Here is a 17,366-nt window from a genome sequence, read left to right on the forward strand (position 1 = left end):
TTCCTTAAACCCTGAGCAAATTCTTTTCCCGGTAAAATATGGATTTAATACGTTTTGCATTACGCAAGCCTATCACCATCATGGTTTTGGTAGCCGGCTTGTTCTTTTTCGGTATCAATGCAGTGCGGAACATCAAAGTGGATATTTTTCCGAAGCTGGACCTCCCTGTGATGTACATCGCGCACCCTTTCGGAGGATATACGCCTACGCAGATGGAAACTTTTTTTGCCAAGCAATACATCAACATTCTGCTGTATGTAAACGGTATCAAAAGCATTGAAACCAAAAACATTCAGGGACTGACGCTGATGAAGATCAACTTTTATCCCGGTACCAACATGGCGCAGGCCTCTGCGGAGCTGAGTGCTTTTACCAACCGTGCACAGGCCATATTTCCGCCGGGTTCCAATCCGCCGTTCATCATCCGTTTTGATGCATCCACTTTGCCCGTCGGACAACTGGTACTGAGCAGTGAAAAACGGACCAATAACGAATTGCTGGACATGGCGAACGTTTACGTTCGTTCCACATTTACATCCATTCCCGGCCTTGTGTCTGCGCCGCCGTTCGGAGGGAACATCCGTACGATTGTCGTAAAGGCAGATCCGGATCTGCTGCGTTCGCATAACCTGACGCCGGACCAGCTTGTGGAAGCGTTGCGGATCAATAACCAGACGGCACCTTCCGGCAATGTGCGGATCGGTGATAAAAACTACATTACGCCCACCAATACAACGGTGCGAAATATCAAGGATTTTGAAAATATCCCGCTTTTTAAAGGTACTGTCCAGAATTTATACCTGCGCGACGTGGCGACCGTGGAAGACGGCGCGGACATAACGGCGGGTTACGGACTGGTAAACGGAAAGCGCTCTGTCTATCTGAGTATCGCCAAAGGTGCTGATGCCTCCACATGGGAAGTGGTGCAAAACCTGAAAAAAGCAATGCCCCGAATCCAGAGCACCTTGCCTGAAGACGTAAAAATCAGTTACGAATTTGATCAGTCTACGTATGTAATGAATTCCGTTATGAGCCTTTTGACCGAAGGCGCAATCGGTGCCATTCTTACGGGTTTGATGGTTTTGCTTTTTCTGGGCGACCCGCGCGGCGCGCTGATTGTCATTTTAACGATTCCGACATCCATCATTTCCGGTGTTTTGTTCCTGAACCTTTTCGGGCAAACGATCAACATCATGACGCTGAGCGGACTTGCACTTGCAATCGGTATCCTTGTGGATGAAAGTACGGTTACGATCGAGAACATTCACCAGCATTTTGATATGGGAAAACCCAAAGCGCTGGCAATCTGGGATGCCTGTCAGGAAATAGCTTTTCCGAAATTGCTGATCCTTTTTTGTATTCTGGCCGTTTTTGCTCCGGCGTTTACGATGGGCGGCATTCCGGGCTCTTTGTTTCTGCCGCTTGCGCTGGCCATTGGTTTCAGTATGATCGTATCCTATTTTCTTGCCCAGACATTTGTTCCGGTCATGGCCAACTGGATCATGAAAGTAAAACATCATAAAAATAAAGACGGTGTCGATATGACCGATGCGGAAGAATTTGCAGCTTCGGGCCTTTCCAGAAATAAAGAAGCGCAGAAAGAAGCATTGCTGCACAAATCGGATCATACCGAAAACGGTAAAATCAGCCGCTTTGATCGCATCAGATTACGCTTTTCAAGATTTATTGCCCGTATGATTCCTTACCGGAAACCGATTGTGATTGCATATCTTGTTCTTTCTACGGTTACGGCCGGGTTCCTACTGACTCACATCGGAAAAGACGTTTTGCCAAAAGTGAATGGCGGACAGTTTCAGGTCCGTTTGCGTGCGCCGGAAGGTACGCGCATCGAAAGAACCGAAGAGAAAACCTTGGCTACCATTCAGGCGATCAAGGATATTGTCGGCACTAAAAATGTTTCCGTTACTTCGGCTTATGTCGGTCAGCACCCGGCCTTGTTTTCGGTCAATCCGATTTATCTGTGGATGGCCGGTCCGCAGGAAGCCGTTCTGCAGGTCGCACTGAAAGAAGGTTTTCATACCAATCTGGATGAACTGAAAGAAAAAATCCGTAAAAGGATCAGTGAAACAGTTCCGAACCTGGCGCTTTCGTTTGAACCCATTGAACTTACGGATAAAATCCTGAGCCAGGGCTCTCCCACTCCGATTGAAGTCAGAATGTCGGGAAGGGATAAAAAACTGAATGAGAAATATGCGCAGCTTGTCATTGAGAAGTTGAAGCAAATCAGCTACTTGCGGGATATCCAGCTGGGACAATCCAACAAATATCCTTCTATCAATATTGAAGTAGACCGGGTTCGTGCCGCACAACTTGGCGTGGATATGAATGACGTTTCCAAATCGCTGATCGCATCTACTTCTTCTTCGCGCTATACGGACAAAAATATCTGGGTGGACGAAAAAGGCGGTTTCAGTTATTCGGTACAGGTTCAGGTCCCTGAAAACAAAATGAACAGCATCAATGAAATCGGAGAAATTCCGTTACTCCGAAATGCAAGCCGGCCGGTTTTGAACGATATAGCCACCATAACGCCCGATACAACATACGGTGAAAACGACAATCTGGGCTCCATGCCGGTTTTGTCCGTAACCGCTAATCTGAACAATACCGATCTGGGCATTGCAAAGTCGGATGTAGAAGCGGCGCTTGCTTCCTTGGGTGAACTACCGCGCGGGCTTACGGTTGAGCTTGTGGGATTGAGCCAGACACTGACCGATACGCTGGACAGTCTTCAGAATGGCCTGATTGTTGCCATTGTGGTTATTTTCCTGATGCTCGCCGCCAATTTTCAGTCATTCAAAGTTTCCGCCATTGTACTTGCAACGGTTCCTGCCGTAGTGCTCGGTTCGCTGGCGTTGCTGATGATGACCGGTTCCACGCTTAATCTGCAGTCTTATATGGGCATTATCATGTCGGTGGGTGTTTCCATTTCCAATGCGGTCTTACTGATTACCAATGCGGAACAATTAAGAAAGCACAGCGGCAACGCCATTGAAGCTGCAAAGGAATCCGCCAGTTTAAGGTTACGTCCGATTGTGATGACGGCGGTCGCGATGGTCGTCGGAATGATTCCGATGGCGAGTGGCCTGGGCGAAGCCGGGGATCAGTCTTCGCCGCTGGGACGTGCAGTGATCGGCGGATTGATTGCTTCCACCTTTGCAGCACTGTTTATTCTGCCGCTTGTATTTGCCTGGGGCCAGGGCAATGCAAGTACACAAAGCGTTTCGCTCGATCCTGAAGATGAAGAAAGCAAATTTTATATTCCTATGACCAAATAATCAAGCATTGAAACAAATGAAAAATCATCTTAAAATCGTGATTGCCTTTGTATTTGCAATCATTGCAGCCGGACTTCAGGGGTGCGGTTCATCCAAGGCTGAAGAGGAGGAAGAAAATGCCAAAGCACCGGCTGAAGCGCCCGCGATGGAAACATTTGCGCTGAAAAAACAGCAACTTTCGTCTAATCTGAAAATTCCGGGTGAACTGATTGCTTATCAGCAAGTGGATCTTTATGCCAAGGTGAGCAGCTTTGTTAAAAAACTGCACGCAGATGTTGGTACCGAAGTACAGCAAGGCCAGTTGCTTGCTTCGATGGAAGCGCCGGAACTTACCGCACAATTTGCAGGGAGCCAGTCCAGACTGGCAGCGCAGGAAGCTATTTATGAAGCAAGTAAAGCTAATTACGAGCGTTTGCTGGAAACAAGCAAAACGCCGGGAACGGTTTCTCAGAATGATCTGGATGCTGCTCTGGCAAAACAAAGGTCAGACTTTGCCCAACTGGAAGCAGCCAAATCGGCAACGCGTGAGATTACGGATACCCGTAATTATCTTGAAATCCGTGCGCCGTTCAGCGGTGTCATCACTGCAAGGAATGTAAGTGCCGGTGCCTATGTAGGTCCTTCCGGAAAAGGTTCGGAGTTTCCGCTATTTACCTTGGTGGAGCAGCGTAAATTACGTTTGGTCGTGAGTGTTCCAGAGGCTTATACCAGTTATTTAAAGAACAAAAGTGCCATTACATTCAAAGTCAAGTCGCTTCCGAATGAAGATTTTTCTGCAAAGGTAACCAGGCTTTCCGGAGCACTGGATACCCGATTACGCTCTCAAAGGACAGAAATGGACATATTTAACGGTGATAGAAAACTTCTTCCTGGTATGATTGCCGAAGTTTCCATTCCTCTGGGCGGAAATTCCAAATCATTTGTCATTCCGAAGACGGCTTTGCTCAATTCACCTCAGGGAACTTATATCATCAAAATAGTGGATCACAAAGCCGTCTGGGTTCCCGTAAAAACAGGAAGCAACAACCAAGACAAACTGGAAATTTTTGGTGAAATCAAGGAAGATGATGTGATTGTCAAATCGGCAAACGAGGAGATCCGGAACAATTCAGAAATCAAAAATACCAAAACAGTTACTATCTGAGCACCGTTTTCGGGGAAGAAGTCTTTTCAGCATTCAGTACAATGCGCAGCTTGAAACCGGCCAGATCCGTTTTGACTTCCTTGCAAAGACCGTTTTGATATGTGTAAATTCCCTGTTTGCCATCCGGTAAAGAAACAGCGTATTTGCCTTCCGAAAGTTTTTTGACGCTGCACATTTTTCCGTACCGCTCGGAATAGACTTCCTGAATGTTAACCGGTTCTTTATAGTACAAACTTGTAATGGTAGAAAGAATCGGTGTGTTCAGCTCGATCTTGGCTTTATCCTCTGCATCTTCTCCGGAAAACATGACTTCATATAATGGTCTGACAGTACTTCTGGTTAAAGTTTTTTCCTTCAGATCACCGTTTACATGATGCGAGCAAGTAGCTGAAACCAGTTTTCCGTGACTGTAATTGGTCTGTGTGGAATATTTCCCTTTATAGAACATGATTTTAAAATCCGATTCAATCCGGTGTGTTTCGGTATCGTCTTTTCCATTGTCATCGAATACTTTCAATGAACCTATTGTCCTGCCGGCAACAATGACATCATAAACGTTTGTTTGGGACATTGCCACATGAACTGAAAGAAACAGCATTCCGAATACGATCAAACCTAAAATTCTCATTTGTATATAGTTTACGCTTTAAGTAGCTGCGATCTATATAACAGTATAACTTTCGTGCCTATTGTCCTATTCTTAAGATAATGAACCCATTATATAGTTGCTGCGCCATTTTAAAGAAATTCTGAAGAACCAAAAAAGAATAGTTCGCAAGTGGCTGATTTTTGACTTACCGGTATTGTCCTGATTTCTTGATTAAAGGTTAATGGCTCAATCAAAGCTGCTTTTTACTTTGCTTCGGAAAAATCAAGCTGCTGAATCAATGCCGGGTTCTCCGGCGACAACGTAAAATACACTTTTATGCTGCCTTTGTTACCGTTCATCCGAAAAGTACCCCGTAACTGGTTTTCCGCGATAATTTCAGAAACTCCGGTTATGGTACCCGTTTGGGCAAGCAACAGATCCAGTTCCTTTTTGCGGTGTGCGACTGATTTGTCGGGGAAAAAATTTTCAGCAAAGATGCCGCTTTGTTCCGCATTTTTCCAATCTGGCAATAATTTGAGCAATGCATTTTTTCTCTGATCCAGAACATTCGATACCTTAACAGGAAGCGGTGTCAGGCCGGCCATTGCAATAATGGTATCCAGCACAGCCGTATTGATCGTCGCCATTCCGGCGTATGTACGGTTTGCATGCGCAATGATCCCGATCCCGTATTCAGGTAAAATTTGCCACTGACTTCCGAATCCCGGCAATCCGCCCGTATGTCCGATTCCGGTTCTTCCTTCACAATCCTTGCTCCATCTCAATCCATAACCATAGGCAGAAACCATTGCACACGGGCGTCCGCCCGGATATTTGTAGCCTGCATTGAGATTATTGAAATTCCACGGCATCTGCATTTCCCTGACATCGCTTCTTGCAACTGGCCCGGTTTCCGGCACTGAACTTGGAGGCCATGCAGACAAATGAAATGTAACATACTTGCTGAAATCTTCAATGGAAGTAATCAGTCCGCCCATGGCGCCGTACGTTCCGTCGTGCAGCAGTTCTTCTTCTTTCCAGATGTCATCTTCGTAGCGGTAACCATGTGCAAGCAGTTTTGAAGGTGCTTTCGAATATTCCCAGATGGTGTTGTTCATTCCCAATGGTTTGAAAATCGCCTCATCGATGTATTGTTGGTAAGGCTTGCCGGAAACATTGCTGATTATTTTTCCTAGCATCGCAAAACCAAGATTGCTGTATTCGTAAGTGATACCCGGCACGTTGGAAAATGAAATTCCTTTTTTGATCAACGCAATCAGTTCTTCGTCCTTCGAATCCAGCTGGCGGTCGCCCCATGGATTGTCTTCAGGGAAACCTGCGGCATGCGTCAGCAGATGCCGTATCGTTATGTCAGGTGCATCTTTTGTCAGCGGAGGCATGGATTCAAGCTCGGGAATATACAGGGACGCCGGATCATCCAGTTTCAGTTTTCCTTCTTTTCGCAATGCAAGAACAGCCATGGCGGTAACGCTTTTGGACATGGACGCTATTCTGAACAGCGATTGTGGCGTAGCCTTTGTCGAAGTTGCAATTTCGGAAAAGCCGCTAGCGCCGGAAAGCAGCAGTTGTCCGTCAACAACCAATCCGAAAGCAAGCCCTGGAAAATGGTTTTTTTCCGCATAATCCTGGTATAGTTTCTCAATGACGGGCAAAGTTGCCTTGATTTTGTTGATTCTGTCTGTTTTCGCAGGCTGTGCCCCAGATGAAAAAAACAGCAGCACAAGCAAAAAAGTAAATCCTGATCTCATAAGGGCCTTTTTTTATGAATGCATGAAAAGTGAATATAGCAATTCCCTGCGATTTTCCAGACACTTTTCCTGAATTCCATAGAGTGCAAGAATAATAAATAATTTCTAAAATCATTTTCTATAAATAATACAATACTTACTTTTTAATATTATTAAAAAAGTACAATTTTCATGAATTAAATATTGATAATATCCGTTAATTTTGAAGCTGGAAGCATATTATTCTGGTATCATATAAATTATATTACCAGCAAATAAAATCAAGAACTTAAAAAAGTTATAATATATACACATGAATTAACAGTCTGGAAATAGCCGGACTTTATTTTCACTCTTATGAACTATTCAATTTTTGCACCCTCCGATTCCAGAAAGTACCTGCGCATGGCCGTTGCTGCTTTCTTTTTTGTCCAGGGCCTGAGCTTTGCAGCCTGGGCCAGCCGTATCCCTGATATCAAAAACATGCTTCACCTGACCGAAGGCGGTCTGGGCACCGTACTGCTTGCCTTACCGATCGGACTGATGGCCAGTCTGCCGATTTCCGGCTGGATGGTTACGCATTACGGAAGCAAGAAAATGGTGCTGATCGGCGCAGTCCTTTATGCCATTACACTGGCCTTCATCGGCTTTGTAACCCGTACAGAACAGCTTGTCATTGCGCTTTTTGCATTCGGACTTTGGGGAAATCTTACGAACATTGCTGTTAATACACAGGCAGTTGCCGTAGAACAGGAATATGGCAAATCCATTATGGCATCTTTTCACGGCTTGTGGAGCCTTGCCGGATTTGTAAGTGCCATGATCGGTTCGTTCTTTATTTCAGTCCATATTCCTCCGTACATCCATTTCAGCGTCATTGCGCTGGCTGCTTTTGTCATCATTTTTACGGCTTACAAGCATACGATGCCGGATAGTGAAAGGAACAACGGAGAAGCGCAGCCGCTTTTTGTAAAACCGGATCGTGATTTACTGACACTGGGCCTGATCGGATTTTGTGCCATGGTTTGTGAAGGCGTCATGTTCGACTGGAGCGGCGTTTATTTTCAGGAAGTCGTACATGTTCCGGCTTCCATGACCACACTTGGATATGTTGCTTTTATGGGAACCATGACTGGCGGCCGTTTTGCAGGCGACTGGCTTGCCAACCGTCTGGGCAGAAAAAAAATGCTTCAGATCAGCGGCTGTCTTATGGGCATCGGACTTGCAACGGCTGTTTTATTTCCTTTTATGATTCCGGCAACGTTGGGATTTCTGCTGGTGGGATTTGGCGTTTCATCCGTTGTACCGCTGGTTTACAGCGCAGCCGGAAAGTCCAATACCATGTCGGCAGGCATGGCGCTGGCAGCCGTTTCATCCATCAGTTTTATCGGATTTCTGATCGGGCCGCCATTGATCGGTATCGTTGCACAGTTTGCTGACCTGCGCTGGTCATTTGCCATCGTCGGAATTCTGGCATCTTTGACCGCTTATTTGTCAACAAAAGCAAAACTGATCAGTTAAGATTCTGATACTTTATCTCCCTTCATTAAAAAAGGATAACTGCATGGTTATCCTTTTTGCATTTAAATAGCTTTTCAATGAAAAAATCTGCATTTGCAATACTCTTGCTGATTTTTGCAGACTGTGTTCAAGCTCAAAAATCCTTGCATCCGAAGAAGTCAGAAAAAACTCGAAAATGACACAGAATTTGGAAAACAGACGAATGTCAGAATTAAAAACGGTAAACCGGTTGAACTTGACCAAACCGGCCAATTACCTCATCCGGAAGATTTCGACAGGTTCTTCGTTCCGCTGAAAAACTTTCTTGCCAAATAAATTTATAGTAAAACAGCCGCCACGTTATGTTCTTTGTGGCGGCTATTTTTTCAACCAAGGAATTGTTTCAGATAGTTTCTGCTTGTCAGAATAGCGCTTTGAACATCCGTAATGTTTCCTTCATAAGCTTTGTCTTCCACTTCAATGACCACAGGCCCGCGGTAACGCACGTCTGTTAATGCCGCGAAAAACCCCCGCCAGTTTACATCACCCAGTCCGGGCAGCTTGGGAGAATGAAATTCCAGCGGATTAGCCAGAATACCGACGCGGTCCAGCTTGTCTTTATAAACCTTGACATCTTTCAGATGGATATGGTGCAAGCGATCTTTGTAATTGTAAATCGGCTTGATTTCATCCATCATTTGCCAGACCATATGCGACGGATCATAATTTAGTCCAAACAAAGGACTTGGAATAATTTCAAACATCCGGTCCCAGATTGCCGGGCTGAATGCCAGGTTTTTACCGCCCGGCCATTCATCATCTGTGAAAAACATCGGGCAGTTTTCAATGGCAACTTTAATATTATTTTCTTCCGCAACCCTGATAACGGATGGCCACACGTCTGCAAACCGCGCCAGATTGTCCTTGATATTTCGGGACTGATCTCTTCCGATAAAAGTCGTAACAACCGGAATGCCCAGCTTTGCAGCTCCGCGGATCACTTGCTTGATGTGTTCGATAAAAAACTCGGAACGGTTCGGATCGGGATCAAGCGGATTGGGATAATAACCCAATGCGGAGATAAAAATATTTGCTTCATGAAGCCGGTGCTTTATTTCAGAAACGCTCTGATCTGAAAGATTGCTTACATCAATGTGCGTAACACCTGCATAGCGGCGGCTATCGGCATTATTGGCAGGCCAGCACATCATTTCCACACAGGCGAAACCGTTGTTTCCGGCAAAATTCACAACATGTTCCATGCCGAAATCAGCAAGGATTGCACTGTTAAAACCTAATTTGAGCATAAGGATTTAGTATTCTTTTATTGGTAATAAATATACAGGCACAATAATTCTGTGTTTGTAAACTTGCGTAAAAATCAGGCAGGATTCAAGAACATGGTCAAATTCATCCAGACATTATGTGGATTTATCAATGCAGGATACCGCTGGTAACGATCACACCACACTATATTCTTTTAATTTTAGTAATATTGACTTAATAAAATCAATGAATCTTAACATTTCACAAGCTTATGGCAGATTCTGAACCGAGTATAGGAAAAAAAATACTCAGCTTTTTTATCAAAGAAAATGAAGAACCTGTAAGACAGGCTGCGATAACCAGTAATGCACCGGAAATGCCTAAAACGGCTGTGGCCCCCAAAGTCCCGAATGTAGCGGGTACGGCAGAAATCGACCGTAAATTTGTTGAACATTTTGCTGGTCTGCTGGAAAAAGCCAACTTGCCCGGCCCGGATTATTTCGAATACAAGCAGGCGCTTAAAAGCATGGAAGGGCTTGGCCTTGGCGAGGAAAAACAGTTTCAGGCAGCATGGGCAAGTTTCAAGGCTATGGGCGGGATTTCTGATTCCACGGTCCTCAGCTCGACGGCTAATCAGTACCTTGCCATTCTCGACAAAGACCGCGAATCCTTCCTCAGGGATGTTGAAAAAGCAATCAAAGATCGTGTCGGTGCGTTGCAGGAAGAACAGAAACGGCTCGAAGATTCCAATGGTGCCATTGCGCAGCAAATGGCTGAGTTACAAAAGAAAATGGATGAAAATAAAAACCGGCTCGGTCAGATTTCCGGCGAAGTTTCAGAGCAAAGCGCCAGAATCAATGCCAACAAGGATAATTTTGAAATTACATACCGGAGTTTTGTTGAACAGATCAAATCGGATCTGATCAAGATCAATCAATACCTGAAATAACCTAACCATTCGATCCACTACAATGGCAACACCAGATTTTTCACAGATTGGCGGTTCTCAGGAAGACGGCTCAAAGCGGTCCTACTGGAGTAAACCCGAAGGAATTACATCCCTGCTTTTCCTTGGCGCCGGCGGAGCTTTTGCTTTATATTACTGGAACAAGATAGCAGCATTCCTGATTGAAGTAACACAAAATACGCTTTACCTCGGGTTTTTGATGGCTATTCTGGCACTCGTCATTTTTCTATTGACGAGCAAGGACGTCCGTACTGCCGTTTTCTTCCTGTTCAAAACGTTGATGCGCAATATCACCGGACTGGTCATCAAGCTGGACCCGATCGCCATTATGAAAATATACATTGACGATCTGAAAGAGAAAAGAGAAAAAATGCAGGGTCAGATCAATACGCTTGCAGGACAGCTTGTAAAACTCAACAAGAATATCAATGAGAACAACGAGCAGATCAAGCAGAAATTTGCCGAAGCCAACAAGGCAAGTACGATGCTCGACAGACCGGGCATGAAAGAAACTGCTTCGCTGGCAACGATTGAAGGAGCCGGTCTTCAGGAAATGAACGAAAAGCTCTTTCCGTTACAGCGTAATATGAAAACGGTTCTTGAATTTATGGAAAAGGTCAATAAAAGCGCCGATTACATCATTAAGGAAACCGAAATCAAGGTAAAGCTGAAAGAAGCGGAATACCGAATTGTAAAGGAAAGCTCCAATGCACTGCGTACTGCGATCAGTATTTTCAAAGGAAATCCGGACAAAAAGTTTTATTTTGACGAATCCATGGAATACATTCAGGACGACATGAGCCAGAAACTGGGTGAAATGAAAAGAGCCATGGACCTTTCGCTGGATTTCATCAACGGCGTGGATGTTCAGAACGGACTGCTTTCGGACAAAGGCCAGGCCATGCTGGAAGCATATAACTCGGGACAATTCAAACTGATCCAGCTGGATTCGCCTCCATCTCCGAGACGTTCCGTTGATGTCCCGAAAGATTCAAGCTACAAAGGGCTGCTGGATTGATTTTATCTCCTGACACTATAAACCATTCATTTTACACCCAATATCAATGAAAAGACTTACAGTTGCCGGCCGGTTAATAATTACCGCCATTATCTTAGGGGCCCTATTCCTGGGTTACAAATACCTTGGCGGCCAGAAAGCTTTAAACCAGATGGCTGAAAATAATACAAATCAGACATCGCAGACGGAGAATACGGGCAATTCGGAAAATACGGAAACGGATGCTGAAGAAAGTAATTCCGGCAATCAGGAAGCCACGGATAATACACCCACTTCGTTCAATTATACACCGCCGGCGCCGGTTAACGGAAAGCTGCGGGGCGTGGTGGAACTTGGCGCCAGCGGCTTCAACTCATTCATCATCAAAGTAGATGACCAGAAAAGATGGAGCCTTGAAAAATCGGAGTTCGGAAACAGCCTTGTAACGGAAAATATGGCAACGGACGAAGATGTACGCATCGGTCTGAAAAAGTACATCGGCGGCATGCTTGACTTTGGCGTAGGCAGCAAGGACATTCACTTTGTTGTGAGTTCCGGCGCAGCAAAAGCAGATGTTACCCAGAAGATTACACGCGTTTTGAAATCCATAGGTTATGTTGTCAATCAGGTTACACCGGAACAGGAAGGACAGCTTGCACTGAAATCCGTGTTGCCGGCCGAGTATTCGGACAAGGCTTTTGTTGTGGACATCGGTTCAGGAAATACAAAAATTTCATGGATGAACGGCAGCAGGATTTCAGCGCTGGAATCGTACGGTGCCAAGTATTTCCAGGAAGGACTGGACGACAGCAAAGTTTATCAGGAAGTTACGGATAAAGCCAAACAGGTCCCGAGTGAACTGACAAAGACCTGTTTTATCATTGGCGGAGTTCCCTTTGAAATGGCGAAAGAAGTAAGAAAAGGAAAAGAGCGTTATACCACTTTGAGTGCACCGCTTGCTTACTCCAAATTATCCAATGCCAAATCAAAAGCCGGTGTAAACATTTACAAGGCAATCGCTGATGCAACCGGCTGCAACCAGTTTGTGTTTGACTGGGACGCCAACTTCACAATCGGTTTTCTGCTTGGCTTATAGCCGATTTTGATTACAAAGTTCAGGAAAGAGGAAGAGGATTTACGATTGTAAAAAACTCTTCCTCTTTTTTATAACGCTTAATTTACTGAATTTTATCGTTTGAATTTCCTTCATTTGCATTCACTTTTTACGTTAAATGACACTATTTCAGCTTTTTCAGTATATATCTGAGAATCCCTGGCCGCTTGTATTCTATTTTTTACTGCTTCCTTTCCTTGCCTGGATCGTCGGCATTCTGGCCAATGGAAGCCTTGATGTAAAGTTCTGGAGTTATGTGTACGCCGTACTTGTTTATGCTGTTTGCATTCCGGGAATTTTTGCAGTAACGCTGAACACATATCTTTTTCTGTTTGAAAGACAAAGCATCTGGCAGGCCAATATCATCATGCAGTTTTTGCCTGTTATTTCCATGGCCCTTACGCTAATGCTGATCAAAAGTAAGATTCCGTTCTCATTAATACCCGGTTTTGGCAGAATTTCCGGTTTTCTGACCTTGATCGCCGCACTTATCGGAGTCATGTGGTTTGTAGACAGAATCCACTTAGTAGCATGGACTTACGTTCCATTTTCTGCCATTTTAATTGGGTTTGTACTCACATTGATAGCGATTAGATTTGCATGGAGCAAACTCTTCTGACCAAAGGTACGTACATTCAAATCTCAGTTGCTGAAAAGCAAAAGCTTTTGGCGCGCGAACTCGTCGAATATTCGCTGAAACATCATCCTGTTTCCAACATTTGGGACCGGCATGCTGAAAAGCTTTCCCAAACCCGCATGTTGCGCTTCACCGGAACTCTTGGTGAAATCCTGTTTGCGGACTGTTATCACCTACCCCGCCCTTTCCGCTCGTTTGGCGCATCGGACGGACAGGATTGGGGACAGGATTTTTTGATAAAAACTGAAGAACACACATTTTCTGTCGACATCAAATCCATGAAACGAAAATCAGGAGTACTTGGTCCGGATTACGTCCTGAACATACCCGCATCCCAACTGAACAAGCACGGCTCCAGAACTTCACATTATTTCTGTATTTCATTTCACCAATGCGAAACAAACGGGACAATTGCATCGCTGCTGGGCTTTGTCGACAAACTTGCATTGGAAAACGGACACATCGGGCAATTTTATAAATACGGCACAAAGCGGGTGCGGACAGACGGAAGCTCGTTTACTTTTAACGAAAGTACTTACGAAGTGCTTTTTCATGAAATGGACCCGCCGGTTATTACGTCATTCATCCGACGGCTTAAAGGTTTCCGGATATGTATGCTGAAGTAATTTATTATGTATATTTGATGTAAGTCCGTACTGCAGACTGATGTCAGTCATTTCGCAAGGCAAAGAATCAAGTCAATGGCTTCACAAACGCGCACTTACCAGAAAAAAAAACTGCTTGGGCAAGTTTACACTCCTTTTCATATTGTAGATAAAATTTTTCTTGATTCGGGATTTTACGATGCTGACCTGACTTCCTGCAAAATTCTCGACCCGGCTTGTGGCGACGGCCGGTTTCTTGTTCCGCTGGCAGCGTATATTTTGAAAAAGGCATCCCCGGAAACGGTCGTTGAAAAATTACAGAATCTGGAAGGCTGGGATATTGATCCGGATGCCATCGAGAGCTGCCGTAAAAATCTGGATGAACTGATCAAGCCCTTTGAACTGAAAGTAAAATGGAACCTGCATCGACGCGATGCACTCAAACAATATTATTCCGGAAAGCGGTACGACTTCATTTTCGGAAATCCGCCTTATATCAGAATCCAGCATTTGTCGGAAAAGCAGCGGAAGTATATTCAGAACAAATATTCTTTCTGCAGTTCCGGTTCGACTGATACGTTTATTGCATTTTTTCAGCTGGCGGTCACATTGTTGTCCCAGAAGGGCATATGCGGATTTATTACACCCAATTCCTATTTTACATCGGAAACCGGAAAACCGCTGCGCTCCTATTTTGTTGAAAGTCAGCAATTGATAAGGATTACGAATTATGCTGCGTATCCTGTTTTTGAAAATGCATCAACTTATACGGCCATTACGATTTTTGGCAAAGCCAAGCAGCATGAATTCCGATATGAGCAATGCATGGACCGTGATTTTTATTATCAGCAAAGAAAAATTGCCTATTCCGAATTAAGTGGCCAAAATCAGTGGAAATTGTCAGTAAACGTTGTCCAGCCTGAAGATGGATTGAAGCTTGGTGAAATCTGCCGTATTTCGGTCGGGATTACAACCCTTGCGGATGGATTTTATTTTTTTACCATCATTGAAGAACTTGACGGGATTGTTTATGCCAAAAGTAAAAACGGCATTTTTACACATCTTGAAAAAGATCTGCTGAAACCTGCTATTAAAGGTTCAAGGCTGAAAACGGCGGATGAACCCGTTACGGAATATGTGCTGTTTCCGTATTACAAGGATGATTCGGATAAGCAGCGGATTATTGCCGAAAACAGACTAGCTGAAAATTTTCCGTATGCATATGCGTATCTGCTTAAAGTAAAACCGGCGCTCGATCGTCGTGATAATGGAAAGCCCAACGCGGTAGCATGGTATGCATTTGGAAGAGCGCAGGCACTGGACACATCTTTCGGAAGAAAAATCATCTTTTCGCCCATGAACCTTTACCCGAATTTTGTTTTGTATGAAAATCCTGAAGTTCTGGTATACTCCGGGTATTTTATAAAATATGAGGGCGATTATGAATTTTTACTTGCGCAACTTAACTCCAAACGCATGGCGGATTTCATTGCCGTTGCCGGAAGGGATTTTCAGGGCGGATACAAAGGTTATAACAAAAAAATTCTGGAAAACTTTATCATGACACATTCCTGATACTCAGCATTAAACGTTCGGCATTATTAATTCAGGGTGAGCACGAACAATTCCCAAAAATACAGATTCCCCCATTTTGATTACTGGCATAAAGATTGGCTCCATCTATAGACCTTTATATTGATTATGAATGACAACCTTCTGAATCAAGCATTTATACTTGTTTTCCGAACGAGTATAAACCGAAAAAAAGATGTACGATTGCTGATGCCAATGCTGAATGCCTGTCCGGAAATCATCAACTGGCATGTGGACATCACAGATATAGACAACGTGCTTCGCATCGAGTCTACGCATCCGGACTGTCTGTCGGTGATAGAAAAAATAAAGCAGGCGGGCTATATGTGTGAAGAACTAAATTATTGAAACTTAACAGAATTTCTATATGACAGACCAAAAAACCAGTGTTTTTACCGGTTATGAAAAATTTATTATCGCTATTATCGCCACACTGCAGTTTACCGTAGTACTTGATTTCATGGTCCTTTCCCCGTTGGGTTACATATTGCTTGACGAGCTTTCCATCAGTACAAGTCAGTTCGGGCTCGTTGTTTCGGCTTATGCCTTCAGTGCCGGAGCGGCCGGATTGCTGACAGCAGGTTTTGCGGATAAGTTTGACAGAAAAAAGCTGCTGCTGTTTTTCTATACCGGTTTTGTTATCGGTACATTTCTTTGCGGCATTGCTCCGGATTATCATTTTCTTCTCATGGCCCGGATTTTCACAGGCTTGTTCGGCGGCGTAATCGGTTCCATTACCTCGGCTATTATTACGGACCTGTTTGCTATTGAAGTGCGTGGAAGGGTAATGGGTTTTGTTCAGATGGCATTTGCAAGCAGTCAGGTTCTCGGCATTCCGATCGGCTTGTACCTTGCTAAAGTGTCAAGCTGGCATGCTCCTTTTTTGATGATTGTCGGATTGAGTATCGTTGTCGGATTGCTGATTTTCAAATACATGCAACCAATTAACGGGCATTTGAAAATGCAGACGAAGAGCAATGCATTCAGTCATCTCGGAAAAACTTTATCGCGGCCGGAGTATCTTCAGGGATTTGCCGCAACGATATTACTTGCTACAGGCGGGTTCATGCTGATGCCTTTTGGTACGGCTTTCGGTGTGAACAATCTCGGGATCAAGGAAGACCAGCTTCCGACTTTATACATGATTACCGGAATCTGCATGCTTGTTTTCAGTCCGTTTATCGGGAAGTTAAGCGACAGGATCGGGAAGTATAAAGTATTTCTGGGCGGTTCGGCCATTGCATGCGCCATGACACTGATCTATTGCAATCTTGGGATTACGCCGTTATGGATCATTATCACGTTGAATGTTTTACTTTTTGTCGGGATTACGGGAAGGATGATTTCTGCATCTGCACTGATGACTGCAGTGCCGGAACCTCAGGATCGCGGTGCTTTTATGGGTGTAAATTCTTCTGTCCAGCAAATCGCAGGCGGGATTGCTTCGCTGATCGCGGGATTCATCGTTACGGAAACAAGTACGGGTTACATTAAAAATTATCCTACTTTGGGTAATGTGGTCGTTTTTGCGATTTTTGTCACTGCTCTACTGATGTACAGAATTCACAAATATGTGACGGCCAAGCTGAACCGGGAAGCAGTTGCTAGCGCCGCCAGTGCATCGGTATAAAAAGAAGTACATCAAATTTGAAATTTCAAGGAGCCGCATACCGGCTCCTTTTTTTGTGGAACTGCGAATTGTCCTTTCTGAAAATGGTAAAATTTGTTCCTCAGCCTTACAGCACGTTTCTGTAAACGTACTCATTATTAATCGTTTATACATTATAAAGAAAAAGAACTATTTACAAGCATTTAATACATTTTAAACTTTTAATACATTCTATATTAATATACTATAAAAAAACTTTTAACACTTATCATTTATAATATTAGCGTTAAAAATATTT

General features: G+C 44.2%; 14 protein-coding genes. 11 read left to right on the forward strand and 3 right to left on the reverse strand.

Annotation, left to right across the window (positions count from 1 at the left end):
• Positions 1-38: 38 nt before the first annotated feature.
• Together FEM55_RS04005 and FEM55_RS04010 are read left to right on the forward strand one after the other, a co-directional pair.
• Positions 39-3,299 (forward strand): efflux RND transporter permease subunit, encoded by a 3,261-nt coding sequence (locus FEM55_RS04005; RefSeq protein ID WP_138280006.1) that lies wholly within the window; start codon positions 39-41, stop codon positions 3,297-3,299.
• 16 nt (positions 3,300-3,315) lie between these two features.
• Positions 3,316-4,443 (forward strand): efflux RND transporter periplasmic adaptor subunit, encoded by a 1,128-nt coding sequence (locus FEM55_RS04010; RefSeq protein WP_138280007.1) that lies wholly within the window; start codon positions 3,316-3,318, stop codon positions 4,441-4,443.
• Here FEM55_RS04010 and FEM55_RS04015 read toward each other — a convergent pair.
• Positions 4,436-5,071: a DUF6134 family protein gene (locus FEM55_RS04015; protein ID WP_138280008.1), complete on the reverse strand. Its 636-nt coding sequence runs from the start codon at positions 5,069-5,071 to the stop codon at positions 4,436-4,438. The genes FEM55_RS04010 and FEM55_RS04015 overlap by 8 nt on opposite strands.
• A 224-nt stretch (positions 5,072-5,295) precedes the next feature.
• A complete protein-coding gene (locus tag FEM55_RS04020; RefSeq protein WP_138280009.1) occupies positions 5,296-6,801 on the reverse strand; it encodes a serine hydrolase domain-containing protein in 1,506 nt (501 codons plus the stop codon).
• A 336-nt stretch (positions 6,802-7,137) separates the two neighbouring features.
• Here FEM55_RS04020 and FEM55_RS04025 point away from each other — a divergent pair, with 336 nt between their 5' ends.
• Positions 7,138-8,301 carry an MFS transporter gene (locus FEM55_RS04025; protein WP_138280010.1) on the forward strand — a complete coding sequence of 388 codons (1,164 nt, stop codon included), beginning with the start codon at positions 7,138-7,140 and terminating at the stop codon, positions 8,299-8,301.
• Between the two features lie 365 nt (positions 8,302-8,666).
• Here the strand turns inward: FEM55_RS04025 and FEM55_RS04030 are convergent, their stop codons facing one another.
• Positions 8,667-9,587 carry a sugar phosphate isomerase/epimerase family protein gene (locus FEM55_RS04030; RefSeq protein WP_138280011.1) on the reverse strand — a complete coding sequence of 307 codons (921 nt, stop codon included), beginning with the start codon at positions 9,585-9,587 and terminating at the stop codon, positions 8,667-8,669.
• A gap of 230 nt (positions 9,588-9,817) precedes the next feature.
• Between FEM55_RS04030 and FEM55_RS04035 the strand changes: the two genes are divergently transcribed.
• The 8 genes from FEM55_RS04035 (at position 9,818) to FEM55_RS04070 (ending at position 17,089) form a co-directional block, all read left to right on the forward strand.
• Entirely contained in the window at positions 9,818-10,495 is a 678-nt protein-coding gene (locus FEM55_RS04035; RefSeq protein WP_138280012.1) for a hypothetical protein, read from the forward strand.
• Positions 10,496-10,517: 22 nt separating this feature from the next.
• Positions 10,518-11,531 carry a hypothetical protein gene (locus FEM55_RS04040; protein WP_138280013.1) on the forward strand — a complete coding sequence of 338 codons (1,014 nt, stop codon included), beginning with the start codon at positions 10,518-10,520 and terminating at the stop codon, positions 11,529-11,531.
• A 46-nt stretch (positions 11,532-11,577) separates the two neighbouring features.
• Positions 11,578-12,606: an acetate and sugar kinases/Hsc70/actin family protein gene (locus FEM55_RS04045; protein WP_138280014.1), complete on the forward strand. Its 1,029-nt coding sequence runs from the start codon at positions 11,578-11,580 to the stop codon at positions 12,604-12,606.
• Between the two features lie 136 nt (positions 12,607-12,742).
• Positions 12,743-13,243 (forward strand): hypothetical protein, encoded by a 501-nt coding sequence (locus FEM55_RS04050; protein WP_138280015.1) that lies wholly within the window; start codon positions 12,743-12,745, stop codon positions 13,241-13,243.
• On the forward strand, positions 13,225-13,887 hold the full coding sequence (locus tag FEM55_RS04055; protein ID WP_138280016.1) for a hypothetical protein: 663 nt from the start codon (positions 13,225-13,227) through the stop codon (positions 13,885-13,887). Before FEM55_RS04050 ends, FEM55_RS04055 begins: the two co-directional genes overlap by 19 nt.
• 75 nt (positions 13,888-13,962) lie before the next feature.
• Positions 13,963-15,441: an HsdM family class I SAM-dependent methyltransferase gene (locus FEM55_RS04060; RefSeq protein ID WP_138280017.1), complete on the forward strand. Its 1,479-nt coding sequence runs from the start codon at positions 13,963-13,965 to the stop codon at positions 15,439-15,441.
• A gap of 126 nt (positions 15,442-15,567) precedes the next feature.
• A complete protein-coding gene (locus FEM55_RS04065) occupies positions 15,568-15,807 on the forward strand; it encodes a hypothetical protein (protein WP_138280018.1) in 240 nt (79 codons plus the stop codon).
• A gap of 19 nt (positions 15,808-15,826) precedes the next feature.
• A complete protein-coding gene (locus tag FEM55_RS04070) occupies positions 15,827-17,089 on the forward strand; it encodes an MFS transporter (RefSeq protein WP_138280019.1) in 1,263 nt (420 codons plus the stop codon).
• The last annotated feature ends 277 nt before the right edge of the window (positions 17,090-17,366 follow it).

It is taken from the genome of Dyadobacter sediminis (assembly GCF_005860765.1).
In the GTDB taxonomy this organism is placed as follows: Bacteria; Bacteroidota; Bacteroidia; order Cytophagales; family Spirosomataceae; genus Dyadobacter; species Dyadobacter sediminis.